We start from the raw sequence: 13004 nt of genomic DNA, 5'->3' as shown, positions 1-13004 counted from the left end.
GTTCTGTGACGTGACCGGGCGGGCGGGCGGCGGCAGCGGCCGTCGCGCGCCCGCCCGGGCTCCACAGAGTTCTCCGTACCACCGTTTCCAGGGAGCTGTTGTCCATGAACCCCGAGTCCCAGGTTCGCGCCGCAGACGACCACTGGCTCACCGTCGTACACCACCGGTTCCGCGCCTGGCGGGGCAGCCGCCCCTTCTGGGCCGGTCTGTTCACGGCCCTCGGTGGTGTGCCGATTGCCTACTTCCCGTACGCGGACGTCCGACTGGGCAACATCACCCTCGCGATGGCGACGACGGCCGGAGCCGGCTCGCTCATCATCGGCGTGCTGCTGATCACGCTGGGCGTCGCCCTCTGGTTCCAGCAGGGCATCCGCGTCTTCGCCGGCGTCGCCGCGATCCTGCTCGCCCTGGTGTCGATCCCGGTGTCCAACCTCGGCGGCTTCTTCATCGGCTTCCTCGCCTCGATGATCGGCGGCTGCCTCGCCCTGGCCTGGGCGCCGGGCGTCCCGGCGGAGGACGAGCCCGAGCAGGCAGAGAAGGCCGAGATGGCTCCGGCGGACCCGTTCTACGGCGTCCCCGGCCCCCGTGACATGGAAACGCCGTACGCGACCGAGACGACTGCCCACGCCGATGGCGGGAGGAACAGTGCGGGGTGACGAGACGCAGCGGGGGGTGACCCCCGGAGCGGAGTCCCGTGAGAGAAGGGGCCCGCGCCACGCGGCGCCCAGGAAGTCGCTGCTGAACAAGATCCAGATACCCGTCGGCAAGACGATGGCGCTCGCGGCGATGCCGACCGCGGTCCTCGTCGGGATGGGCATCGCCCCGAAGCTGGCGCTGGCCGACGACAAGGACATCCCCTTCGCGCCCGGCCCCTGCGTGACACGCTCGGACGAGCCCACGAAGTCGCCCTCGCCGACGCCGTCGGGATCCGCGTCCACCTCGCCGTCGCCCTCGGCCTCCGCTTCACCCGGTGCGAGCCCGTCCCCGGGCGCGAGCAAGGCCCCGAAGCCGGCGGCGAGCCCGTCGGCCTCCCCGTCCGCCAAGCAGCCCCAGACCCCGAAGACGGGCACCTCCCCGTCCCCGTCGGCGACGGCCCCGTCCGCCAAGCCGGCGAACCCGCTGGACCCGCTGGGTGTCGGCGACGCCCTCAAGGACCTCATGGGCGGGCTGACCAAGCCCCTCCAGGACGCGAAGAAGCCGGCCACCCCGGCGCCCGCGCCCACCACGACCGCCAAGCCCACCCCGACGAAGGACCCCGCCGCCGACGCCATCCGCGACGCCGCGAAGAAGGCCGGGGTCAAGGTCGAGGAGCTCCCGCAGAGCGTCAAGGACACGGTCACCAAGCCGAAGGACGAGACGGGCAAGACGGCCAAGGACGCGGAGAAGGACGGGGCGTCGCCCAGCCCTTCCCCCTCGACGTCGGCGACGACGGACCCGAACGGGAAGCAGCCCTTCCCCTGCCCGACCTTCGACGCCGAGGCCTTCGCCAACGCCAAGCTGGAGCCCGGCATCCCGCTGCTGCCGGACGAGCCCTGGTACCTGGACAGCTCGCTGCTGACCCTCTACGGCCTCGACTACGAGGGCATCGTGGAGGTGAAGACGGCGGGCGGCAAGGTCAAGAAGGTCCTGAAGTTCACGGCGGACTCGCTGGACATCAAGGACCTGTACCAGACCGTGGGCAAGGGCTCCAACATCGCCCACCTGAAGTCCCGCCCGGGCTCCACGTCCACGATCCGCGGCGCGAAGGTGACGATGTACACCGAAAGCCTCAAGGGCAACCTCTTCGGGCTCATCCCGGTCGAGTTCACCCCGAAGACCCCGCCGCCCGTGAACGTCCCCTTCGCCTTCTTCACGAAGGTCAAGGTCGTCCAGGCCGGCCAGTTCGGCGGCAACCTCACCGTCCCGGGCCTGAAGAACTACATCGGCCCGGCGGAGAAGTAGGAAGCCGAACCATGGCGAAGCTCCCGGTACCCATGGGTACCGGGAGCTTCGTGTTCAACGGTGGTCAGGCGGTCCAGTCGTACTCAAGGGGTGGACCGGAGGACTCCGGCCGTTCCTGCGTTTCCTGGAGCCACCGGTCGTACGCCCCGGCACCCTGGAGGCGGACGCCCCAGTGGTAGCTGGGATCCACAAAGAGCCGCTGCTGGTACTCGAACTGGAACTCGATGCAACGCATGGTGCCGAACTCCAGGTCGGCAGGACCGCTCACGACGTAGCGGACGCCCGTGACGCGCTGGGTGAGGGCGTCGTCCCCCAGAAAGTGCGCACCGTAGGAGGACACCGCGAACTCGTCCTCCGCATCGACCAGCTCCTCCGGGGGCTCGACTTCGTCGACCATCCTAAGCGCTAGATTTCCGAGGTCGCCCTGGGAATCGATCCGTAGATGACCACCCTCCTGGAGGGCCAGGTAGACCGTGCGCCCTAGCGGGGTGAAGCGCGGAACGGTTGGGTCCCGGTCGATGAAGCCTGGGATCTGGACGTCCCACACACTCACCGCGCGCAGGGGGGCGAAGATCCGGTCGTAGATGGCCCGAGTGGTGTCGTGCTGCTCGCTCATAGTCCTCCGGACAGCCACTGGAAGTCCTTCGGCTGCATGCCGCTGCCGTCCTTGAGGAGCGTCCAGAACTCGCCGTTCATCTGAAGGACCAGAGTATGGTCCTTGAACCGGAAGACCAGGCCCGGGGGGAAGTCCTTCTTGATCGTGGCGATGCCCTTGAACGCGAAGCGGCCGTCCTTGATCATCTGGAACCAGTCGTTGAGCAGCTCGGCGCCCTCGTCGTCCTTGTACTTCGGGTAGGTCTTGCCGAGGAGCTTCTCCATCATGGGCTTCTTGCTCTGCCAGTGCTTCTTCCACGTCTTGTCGTTCGTGGTGATGCTCGTGAAGCACGGCGGCTTGAGGGGATCATCCGCAGCAGCGGCCGGGTTCTGAGCCGATGGGCCTGCCATGGCCGGTGCTGCGGACCTGGGCTTGGTCGCAGGCAGGGGGCAGAAGGACGGAAGTTTGCCGCCTGTCTTCCGCGCCCGCTCGATGATCGACTTCAGGCGCTTGACGGCGCGGGCGCCGGCCTCGGCCGCGTCGAAGAACTTTGCCACGCGCGTGACCACCTTGTAGATGGCCTCGATCACGTCCCCCACCTTCTTCAGGGGGATGGCGTTGCTCGCGACATCGAACAGTGCCCACAGGCAGGGCTCGACCTCACGGGTGGCGAAGCACTTCTTGATGTTGTCCAGGCCCAGCACCGAGATGAGGATGTCGCCACCGTTGGCGATCAGCCAGTCCACGATGCCGGCGTTCATCGCGGCGAGTGCCGTGCGGTACTCGTCCACGCAGCTCTGGCCGCACTCGGCCCGCAGGATGGCTTCGTCGTCGCCACCCAGGGGGCCGCCGATTTTGGACGCCTCGGCCACACCGGTGTTGCCGGTCTCCATGGCCTTCTTGCGGTCTTCCTCCTGCTGCCGTCGCTCTTCCTCCTCGGCACGGTCGGCCGAGGCGTCGGCGTCCTGCGCTGCCTGGTCGGCGTTGGTGGCGGCCGTCTCGGCGCGGTCGGCGTAGCCTTCGGAGTCGGTCGCGGCCTTGTCGGCCGCACTCGCGTCCTTGGCCGCCGCATCGGCGGAGGCACGGGCCCCTACGGCGCTCTTCTCGGCCTCGGTGGCCTCGTTGTTCGCACCGAGCGCTTCGTCGGAGGCGTCCTTGGCCGCACTCTTCGCGAACATCGCGTCGGTGCCCGCCTCGGCGCTGTACTCCTTCGTCTTCTCGTCCGCCTTTTTGGCGGCGTCGGCGGCACGAGCGGCCTCCGCGGCCGAGGCGCGGGCGGCGGCCATCGACTTCAGCGCCGCCGCGGTGTCGGCGGCGGCCGCGGCAGCGGCCTGGGCGGCGAGCTTCGCGTCGCCGGAGGCCTTCTCGGCCAGGGACTTCGCGGCAGCCGCAGCCTTGGTGGCCTCCTCGGCCTTCGCGGTGGCGGCGGCCGCCAGCTGCTCGGCGTGGGACTTGGCCGACTGCCCGACGAGCGCGGCGAACGCGGCCGCCGAGTCCGTCTCGCGGTAGGCGGTGCCGATCGCGATCGCGGTGTTGGCCGGAGCGATCGCCTGGGCCGCGGAGTCACGGGCGGAAGAAGCCGCCTGGGAGGTGGCGTAGGCGTGACCGGCGGTCACCGCGGCCCACGCGGCCGTCTTGATCGACTCGGTGCGGGCAGCCCCGGCCTCCTTGCTCGCCTGGAGCGACGCGGCCTGTGCTTTCTTCGCTTCGGCCTCGGCTTTGGTCGCGTTGACCGAAGCGGCGTTGGCAGCAGCGATGGCGTCGGCGGCCGCGGCGTGCGAGGTGAGAGCGGCGGAGAAGCTGGTCTGGTACGCGGACCAGGCCTTGTCAGCCGAGCTGTTGGCTCGCTGGGCCGCCGCGTCGGCGCGGGTCGCCGCAGCGCGGGCGCTGACGGCGGCGGCGCTCGCATCGTCGGCTTCCGTGCGCGCCGCGGTCGCGGCCGTCGCCGCCTGGTTGGCGGCGGTGCGGGCCTCGGTGGCGGCCTTGCGGGTCGCGTCGGCGGCCTCGTCACTCACGTGCGCGGCAGCGGCGGCCTCCAACGATGCGGCCCGTGAAGCTGAGGCTGCTTTGTTGCGCTCGGCCTCCACAGCTCTGTCACGAGCCTCGGTGGCCTTGGACTCGGCGGCCTCGGCCCTCTCCATTTCGCCCCAGGCGGTGCCGGCGGCACCCTGAGATGCGGTCCGTGCCCGGCCCGCCGTCTCGCGTTCCGTCGCCGCGCGCTTCTCGGCCGCCTGGGCCTTCGCGCGTTCGTTGGCGGCGTTCTGCCGTTCCTTGGCGGCGTTGGCCTTCTCCTTCTCGGCCTTCGCGCGCTCGGTCTTCGCCGTGTCCGCCGCCTTCCGGGCGGTCTCCTGGGCGGCCTCGGCCGTGGCCTGTGCGGTCTTCGCCTTGGTGGCGTTGTCCGCGGCTTCCTTGGCCTGGGCCGCGGCCGACGTGGCGGCGGCCTTCGCCTGGGTGGCGGCCTCCTGCGCAGCGACGCGGCGGAACTCGGTGTTCAGGGCGTGCGACTGGGTCTGCGCCAGGGCGTAGAGGGTCTTGCTGTCGGAGACGGTCGCCTTGGCGGCGTTCGAGGCGGTCAGGGTGGCCTTTGAGGCCGCCTCGGCAGCTGCGGCCGAGGCCTTCGCCACCTGTACGGACTGCTGTGCGAACAGGAGGCCGCGCCCGCGCGGGGTCTTGGCCGCGTCCGCGATGGCCCACGCCGTGTTCTGAGCGGCGTTGGCCTTGTCGGAGGCGGTCTTGGCCGTCGTAGTGGCGGTGGCCGCGGTCTTCGCCTGGTCCGCGGCGCGCGCACGGGCGGTGGCCAGGTCCTTGTTCGCCTGTGTGAAACGGGACGCGGCCGGCCTGTCCGTGTCGTTGGCGGGCCGACCGGCCCAGTACTTCTGCCAGGTGAGGATCTGATCGGCGAGCCAGGCCTGGCCCATGGCCTCGATCATGGCACCGGTAGCCTTGCGGACCTCAGCGGCCGCGGCCACGTCCGCGTTGATGATCTCGGCCCGCGGTGTGGCCTGGGAGGCGTATTCCTGCTCCCACTCCAGGTGTGCGGTGACGACCATCGGCGACATGACCCGGTAGAAGTCAACGGGGTTGCGGCTGTCGCACGCACCCCAAGCGACCTTCAGGGCCTCTACCTCAAGACGGAATTCGACCGAGTCCTCCGCCGGCGCCTTGGCCATGAAGCCGCCGAGGCGCAGGTAGCGGGCGATGTCGCTGGCCGTTGTGCTGCGGTAGTTGTACTCGGTCTTCGTCGCATCCCGCAGCAGGGAATCAACAACGGAGTCGTTGTTCAGGTCCTTGCCCTTGAGCTCGGCGGCAAGCGCCTTCGCCCGATCGGTGGACTCCTTCGTCGCTACGGCGTGGCCGTCAGAGCCGATCTTGTACGCGAGCTCACGCTCGATGCCCGAGAAGGCGACGACGTCTTGGTCGAACTGGGGGGCGTCGTGGGCGACCCCACCACGGTTCCCGGTCTCCCAGTAGAAGTAGTTCGACGCCTCCCAGCGCTTACGGCGGTCGACCGACTCGCTGGCGCCCCCGTAGGCATCACGGTCCTTGATCCGCGCCTGGGCCAGCGGATACATGCCCGTGACGGGATCGGTTGCGATGGCCAGTTCCTGGGCCGTGCCGGTCAGGGCCTTCGCCGCGACACTCTTTGCCTCGGGCCCGCCCATGTGAAGTGCGACGCCGGCGGAGCAGCGGTCCAGCCGTGCTTGCTCGCCCAGGCTGATGGGTCGGTAAGGCGGCTCGTCGTCTGGCGGGATCTCCACGGCTGACGCCGGAGCGGCACTGATGAGCCCCGCCAACAGGGCTGCGCTGGTAGCCAGAGCAGTACCGGCCAGCCCTCGCCGGACCGCTGTTCGGACGCCGGTACTCCGGCTGCGTGAGCGGATGGTTCGTTGCACGTGGTTGCCTGTCTTCAGGGGGTTTGGTCAGCCCGAAGGAAGGCGTGCGCGTACGGCCGTGAAACCGCGTACGGCGGCACGGCGGAGCAGAGATGGTCGATTCCCCCTGTGCACTGGTCAGGTGCACAACCCCGTTTGCCTTCCCCCAAGGCGGTTCGAGCGTTTCACGTTCACGGTTACCGTCGGTAGTGCGTTTCTGGCCGCAGCCGATGGATGTAGGCCGAAACTACCGACCGGTAGCCGCAGGCAACGGAAGCCCCGGCACGGAAAACACCGAGGGCGGCACCCCGGGGGTCCCTGTTACGGGACCGGGGTGCCGCCCTCGGTCTCTGTGCGGCAGAGTCAGGCCGTCAGGCCGTCAGGCCGGCGGCCCTTCGGGCTTCAGGCGGGGGTGCCGCCGCCCAGGTGGTGGACGCGGACCATGTTGGTCGTGCCCGGGACGCCGGGGGGCGAGCCGGCCGTGATGATCATCGTGTCGCCGGGGTTGAAGCGCTGGAGCTTGAGCACCTCGGCGTCCACCAGGTCGACCATCGCGTCCGTGCTGTCGGCGTGCGGGACGATGGCCGACTCGACGCCCCAGCTCAGCGTGAGCTGGTTGCGGGTGTTCACGTCCGTCGTGAACGCCAGGATCGGCTGCGTGGCGCGGTAGCGCGACAGGCGGCGGGCGGTGTCGCCGGACTGGGTGAAGGCGACCAGGGCCTTGCCGTCGAGGAAGTCCGCGATCTCGCAGGCCGCGCGGGCGACGGAGCCGCCCTGGGTGCGCGGCTTCTTGCCCTGGACCAGCGGCTGGAGGCCCTTGGAGAGGAGCTCTTCCTCGGCCGCCGTGACGATCTTCGACATCGTCTTGACGGTCTCGATCGGGTAGGCGCCCACCGAGGACTCGGCGGACAGCATGACCGCGTCGGCGCCGTCGAGGATGGCGTTGGCGACGTCGGACGCCTCCGCGCGGGTCGGGCGGGAGTTGGTGATCATCGACTCCATCATCTGGGTCGCGACGATCACCGGCTTGGCGTTGCGGCGGCACATCTCGATGAGCCGCTTCTGGACCATCGGGACCTTTTCGAGCGGGTACTCGACGGCCAGGTCGCCGCGGGCCACCATGACCGCGTCGAAGGCCGCGACGACGGCCTCCATGTTCTCGACGGCCTGGGGCTTCTCCACCTTGGCGATGACGGGGACGCGGCGGCCCTCCTCGTCCATGACGCGGTGGACGTCCTTGACGTCGTTGGCGTCGCGGACGAAGGACAGGGCGACCATGTCGCAGCCCATGCGGAGGGCGAAGCGCAGGTCGTCGACGTCCTTCTCCGACAGGGCGGGGACGTTCACGGCCGCGCCGGGCAGGTTGATGCCCTTGTGGTCCGAGATGACACCGCCCTCGATGACGATGGTCTTGACCCGGGGGCCCTCGACCTCGGTCACCCGGAGCTCGACGTTCCCGTCGTTGATCAGGACCTGGTCACCCTTGGCGACATCGCCCGGGAGGCCCTTGTAGGTGGTGCCGCAGATGGACTTGTCGCCCGGGACGTCCTCGGTGGTGATGGTGAACTCGTCACCGCGCACCAGCTCGACGGGACCCTCGGCGAAGGTCTCGAGACGGATCTTGGGGCCCTGGAGGTCGGCGAGGACGCCGACCGCGCGCCCGGTGTCCTCGGAGACCTTCCGGACGCGGTCGTACCGCTCCTGGTGTTCTGCCTGGGATCCGTGGCTGAAGTTGAATCGGGCCACGTTCATACCTGCCTCGATGAGCGCTTTCAGCTGCTCATACGAGTCGACGGCGGGGCCCAGCGTGCAGACGATTTTGGAACGGCGCATGACCGGATCCTATCCGTTTGTTTCGTAGCGGAATATTCCGTCTGGCGGAAAGTCCAAGTGACTACTGGGTAACCAACGCGTACGCCTGGGAGGCGATCTCCAGTTCCTCATCGGTCGGGACCACCGCCACCGCCACCCGCGCGTGGTCCGGGGAGATCAGCCGGGGCTCCGGGGAGCGCTCGGCGTTCGCCTCCGGGTCCAGTGCGAGGCCCAGCTCCTCCAGGCCTGCGATCGCGGCCTCCCGCACGGCGGAGGCGTTCTCGCCGACGCCCGCCGTGAACACCACCGCGTCCACCCGTCCCAGGACCGCCGTGTACGCGCCGATGTACTTCTTCAGGCGGTGGACGTAGGCCGCCAGCGCGAGGCGGGCCGCCTCGTCGCCCTCGCCCGCGCGCCGCGTCACCTCGCGCATGTCGTTGTCGCCGCACAGACCCAGCAGACCGCTCTTCTTGTTGAGCAGCGAGTCGATCTCGTCGACGGACAGCCCGCCCACCCGGGCCAGGTGGAAGATCACCGCCGGGTCCAGGTCGCCGGAACGCGTCCCCATGACCAGGCCCTCCAGCGGGGTCAGGCCCATGGAGGTCTCCACGCAGACCCCGCCCCGCACCGCCGAAGCGGAGGCGCCGTTGCCCAGGTGGAGCACGATCACGTTCACGTCCTCCACCGGCCGGCCCAGCAGCGCGGCCGTCGCCCGCGAGACGTAGGCGTGGGAGGTGCCGTGGAAGCCGTACCGCCGGATGGCGTACTTGTCGGCGGTCGCCGCGTCGATCGCGTACCGGGCCACGTGCTCGGGCATCGTCGAGTGGAAGGCGGTGTCGAAGACGGCCACCTGCGGCAGGTCCCCGCGCAGCTCGCGCGCCACCTCGATGCCGGTCACGTTCGCCGGGTTGTGCAGCGGGGCCAGCGGGATCAGGCTGCGGATCTCCGCGAGCACCTCGTCGTCGATCACCGTCGGCTGCGTGAACCGGGTCCCGCCGTGCACCACCCGGTGGCCCACGGCCGCCAGCTCCGGGGAGTCCAGGCCCAGTCCGTCGGCCGCCAGCTCCGCCGCGACCGCCCGCAGGGCGGCGCCGTGGTCGGCGATCGGGCCGAGCCGCTCGCGCTTGCCGCCCCCGGCGCCGGCTCCGGTGAGCGGCTCGTGCACGAGGCGGGAGGTCTCCTCGCCGATCCGCTCCACCAGGCCGGCGGCGAGCCGGGAGCGGTCGGCCATGTCGAGCAGCTGGTACTTCACCGACGAGGAGCCGGAGTTGAGGACGAGTACGCGCGTTGCGGTCACGGTGGAGGGTCTTTCCTTCGGGTGGAGTGGGGGGATCACTGGGCCTGGGGCCGGGACTGCGACTGCGCCTGGATCGCGGTGATCGCCACGGTGGTGACGATGTCCTGGACCAGCGCGCCGCGCGAGAGGTCGTTGACCGGCTTGCGCAGGCCCTGGAGGACCGGGCCGACCGCGACGGCGCCGGCCGAACGCTGCACCGCCTTGTACGTGTTGTTGCCCGTGTTCAGGTCCGGGAAGATCAGCACGCTGGCCCGGCCGGCCACCTCGGAGCCGGGCAGCTTGGTCGCGGCGACCGAGGGCTCCACGGCGGCGTCGTACTGGATCGGGCCCTCGATCAGCAGGTCGGGGCGCTGCTCGCGGACGGCCTCGGTGGCCTTGCGGACCTTCTCCACGTCCGCGCCGGAGCCGGAGGTGCCCGTGGAGTACGAGAGCATCGCGATGCGCGGGTCGACGCCGAAGGCGGCGGCGGTGGCCGCCGACTGGACGGCGATGTCGGCGAGCTGTGCGGCGTCGGGGTCCGGGTTGACGGCGCAGTCGCCGTAGACGAGGACCTGGTCGGCCAGGCACATGAAGAAGACCGAGGAGACGATCGAGGCCTCGGGCTTGGTCTTGATGATCTCGAAGGCGGGGCGGATGGTGGCGGCGGTGGAGTGCACCGAGCCGGAGACCATGCCGTCGGCCAGGCCCTCCTGGACCATCAGGGTGCCGAAGTAGTTGACGTCGGTGACCACGTCGTGGGCCAGCTCGACGGTCATGCCCTTGTGCGCGCGGGCCTTGGCGTAGTACTCGGCGAACCGTTCCCGCAGGGGGGAGGTCGCCGGGTCGATCAGCTGCGCGGCCGAGATGTCCACGCCCAGGTCGCCGGCCTTCTTCAGGATCGCCTGCTCCTCGCCCAGCAGGGTCAGGTCGCACACCCCCCGGCGCAGCAGCACGTCCGCGGCGCGCAGCACCCGCTCCTCGGTGCCCTCGGGCAGCACCACGCGGCGCCGCTCGGAGCGGGCCCGCTCCAGCAGCTCGTGCTCGAACATCATCGGGGTGACGCGCTCGGAGCGGGCCACCGACAGCAGCCCGCGCAGTTCGGCGGTGTCCACGTGCCGCTCGAAGAGGCCGAGCGCGGTCTCCAGCTTGCGCGGGGTCGCGGAGTTCAACCGGCTCTGCAACGAGAAGAGTTCGGCGGCGGTCGGGAAGCTGTTGCCGGCCACGGAGACCACCGGGGTGCCGGGGGCGAGCTTCGAGGCCAGCGTCAGGACGTCCTTGGACGGGCGCTCGTTCAGGGTCAGCAGCACGCCCGCGATCGGCGGGGTGCCCGAGGCGTGCGCGGCGAGCGCGCCCACGACCAGGTCGGCCCGGTCCCCGGGGGTGACGACGAGGCAGCCGGGGGTCAGGGCGTTCAGGAAGTTGGGCAGCATGGCGCCGCCGAAGACGAAGTCCACGGCGTCGCGGGCGAGCCCGGCGTCGTCGCCGAGGAGTACCTCTCCGCCGAGCGCCCGGGTGATCTGGGCGACGGTCGGGGCGGACAGGTTCTTGTCGTCGGGCAGGACGTAGCAGGGCACGGGGAGGCGGGTGGCGAGCCGCTCGGCTATCGCGTCGCGGTCCTCGGGGGCCACCCGGTTGACGACCATCGCCACGACGTGGCAGCCGAGGCCCTCGTAGGCCCGGTGGGCGCTCTGGGCCTCGGCGCGGACGGCCTCGGCGGGGTGCTTGGTGCCGCCGACGACGGGGACGACGACAGCGCCGAGCTCGTTGGCGAGGCGGGCGTTCAGGGCGAGCTCGTCGGGCAGGTTGGTGTCGGCGTAGTCCGTGCCGAGCACCAGCATGACCTCGTAGTCCCGGGCCACCCGGTGGTAGCGGTCGACCAGCCGGGAGACCAGCTCGTCGCTGCCCTTCTCGGCGAGGATGGCGGAGGCCTCGTGGTATTCCATGCCGTAGGCCGTCGCGGCGTCCTGGTCGAGCCGGTAGCGGGCCCGCAGGAGGTCGAAGAGCCGGTCCGGCCCGTCGTGCAGCAGGGGGCGGTACACACCGACCCGGCCCGTCTGCCGGGTCAGGAGCTCCATGATTCCCAGTTCGACGACCTGCCGGCCGTCCCCCCGCTCGATACCGGTCACGTACACGCTGCGCGTCACGCGTGCTCTCCGTCCCATGCAGTGGATGTCTTATTGGTGTGCCTCGACCCCTTGACAATACCTCCGTCAGTGGATAGAGCGCCCCTGGGAAAAGGTCCGGCCCGGAGGGACGAAAGGCCTGGTGGGTGGAGCAGTGCCGAGCGCGCACCCCTCTCGGAACATGGAACAATCGGACAGGCGTCATCAAATGCGCCCTTCATATGTACGGCAGGAGACACAGCACGATGCGTATCGGAGTTCTCACCGCAGGCGGCGACTGCCCGGGCCTGAACGCTGTCATCCGGTCGGTCGTACACCGTGCCCTGGTCGGACACGGGGACGAGGTCATCGGCTTCGAGGACGGCTTCAAGGGCCTCCTCGACGGTCACTACCGCCCCCTCGACATCAATGCCGTCAGCGGCATCCTGGCCCGCGGCGGCACCATCCTCGGCTCGGCCCGCATGGAGCGGGCCCGGCTGCACGAAGCCGCCGAGAACGCCCACGAACTGGCGCGGCGTTACGGCATCGACGCGCTGATCCCGATCGGCGGCGAGGGCACCCTGACGGCCGCCCGGATGCTGGCCGACGCGGGGATGCCGGTGGTCGGCGTACCGAAGACCATCGACAACGACATCTCCTCCACCGACCGGACCTTCGGCTTCGACACCGCCGTCACGGTCGCCACCGAGGCCATCGACCGCCTCAAGACCACCGCCGAATCGCACCAGCGCGTGATGGTCGTCGAGGTCATGGGTCGTCACGCGGGCTGGATCGCCCTGGAGTCCGGCATGGCCGGCGGTGCCCACGGCATCTGCCTGCCCGAGCGCCCCTTCGAGGTGGACGCCCTGGTGAAGATGGTGGAGGAACGGTTCGCCCGCGGGAAGAAGTTCGCCGTCGTCTGCGTCGCCGAGGGCGCGCACCCGGCCGCCGGCTCCATGCCGTACGAGAAGGGCGCCATCGACCAGTACGGTCACGAGCGCTTCGCCGGCATCGGCAACCGGCTGGCCATCGAGCTGGAGCACCGCCTCGGCAAGGAGGCCCGCCCGGTCATCCTCGGCCACGTGCAGCGCGGCGGCGTGCCCACCGCCTACGACCGCGTCCTCGCGACCCGCTTCGGCTGGCACGCCGTCGAGGCCGTGCACCGCGGGGAATTCGGCAAGATGACCGCCCTGCGCGGCACCGACATCGTGATGGCCCCGCTGGCGGAGGCCGTCACCGAGCTCAAGACCGTTCCGGAGCACCGGATGTACGAGGCCGAGTCGGTCTTCTGACCGGCGGACCGGCCCTTCCCGCCGGGACCTGCGTCCCGGATCCCCCGCCGAACGGCCCGGGCGCTTCCCCCGGGAAGCGCCCGGGGCCGTCGCGTGCTTGGCACGGCGTGTCGT

General features: G+C 70.4%; 8 protein-coding genes. 3 read left to right on the top strand and 5 right to left on the bottom strand.

Going from position 1 to position 13004, the window contains the following annotated elements; genetic code table 11:
* Positions 1-104 precede the first annotated feature (104 nt).
* Together ACZ597_RS01525 and ACZ597_RS01520 are read left to right on the top strand one after the other, a co-directional pair.
* Entirely contained in the window at positions 105-656 is a 552-nt protein-coding gene (locus tag ACZ597_RS01525) for a DUF6114 domain-containing protein (protein ID WP_471323502.1), read from the top strand.
* Complete coding sequence (locus ACZ597_RS01520; protein ID WP_471323499.1) at positions 646-1941, top strand: hypothetical protein; 1296 nt, start codon at positions 646-648, stop codon at positions 1939-1941. The genes ACZ597_RS01525 and ACZ597_RS01520 overlap by 11 nt, the downstream gene beginning before the upstream one ends.
* Positions 1942-2005: 64 nt before the next feature.
* On the opposite strand, the gene ACZ597_RS01515 is transcribed toward ACZ597_RS01520, so the two are convergent.
* The 5 genes from ACZ597_RS01515 to pta form a co-directional block, all read right to left on the bottom strand.
* The gene (locus ACZ597_RS01515; RefSeq protein ID WP_471323497.1) at positions 2006-2557 is read right to left on the bottom strand and encodes a hypothetical protein; all 552 of its coding nucleotides are present in this window, start codon (positions 2555-2557) and stop codon (positions 2006-2008) included.
* Positions 2554-6294, bottom strand: a complete 3741-nt coding sequence (locus ACZ597_RS01510; protein WP_471323494.1) for a hypothetical protein — start codon at positions 6292-6294, stop codon at positions 2554-2556. Before ACZ597_RS01510 ends, ACZ597_RS01515 begins: the two co-directional genes overlap by 4 nt.
* A gap of 516 nt (positions 6295-6810) precedes the next feature.
* Positions 6811-8241, bottom strand: coding sequence for a pyruvate kinase (gene pyk / locus ACZ597_RS01505; protein WP_471323492.1), 1431 nt, complete (start codon positions 8239-8241; stop codon positions 6811-6813).
* 61 nt (positions 8242-8302) lie between these two features.
* Positions 8303-9517 carry an acetate kinase gene (locus ACZ597_RS01500; protein WP_471323489.1) on the bottom strand — a complete coding sequence of 405 codons (1215 nt, stop codon included), beginning with the start codon at positions 9515-9517 and terminating at the stop codon, positions 8303-8305.
* A gap of 35 nt (positions 9518-9552) precedes the next feature.
* Positions 9553-11640, bottom strand: coding sequence for a phosphate acetyltransferase (gene pta / locus ACZ597_RS01495; protein ID WP_471323486.1), 2088 nt, complete (start codon positions 11638-11640; stop codon positions 9553-9555).
* Positions 11641-11864: 224 nt separating this feature from the next.
* Here pta and ACZ597_RS01490 point away from each other — a divergent pair, with 224 nt between their 5' ends.
* Positions 11865-12890, top strand: coding sequence for an ATP-dependent 6-phosphofructokinase (locus tag ACZ597_RS01490; protein WP_125816170.1), 1026 nt, complete (start codon positions 11865-11867; stop codon positions 12888-12890).
* Positions 12891-13004: the final 114 nt, after the last annotated feature.

This window comes from Streptomyces sp. NPDC040718 (genome assembly GCF_055593565.1).
This window is presented reverse-complemented; position numbering and strand designations above follow the sequence as displayed.

Excerpts from the sequence above, each read along its gene's own strand:
- pyk (WP_471323492.1), bottom strand. The coding sequence starts at position 8,241 with ATGCGCCGTTCCAAAATCGTCTGCACGCTGGGCCCCGCCGTCGACTCG.
- ACZ597_RS01515 (WP_471323497.1), bottom strand. The coding sequence starts at position 2,557 with ATGAGCGAGCAGCACGACACCACTCGGGCCATCTACGACCGGATCTTC.
- ACZ597_RS01525 (WP_471323502.1), top strand. The coding sequence starts at position 105 with ATGAACCCCGAGTCCCAGGTTCGCGCCGCAGACGACCACTGGCTCACC.
- ACZ597_RS01490 (WP_125816170.1), top strand. The coding sequence starts at position 11,865 with ATGCGTATCGGAGTTCTCACCGCAGGCGGCGACTGCCCGGGCCTGAAC.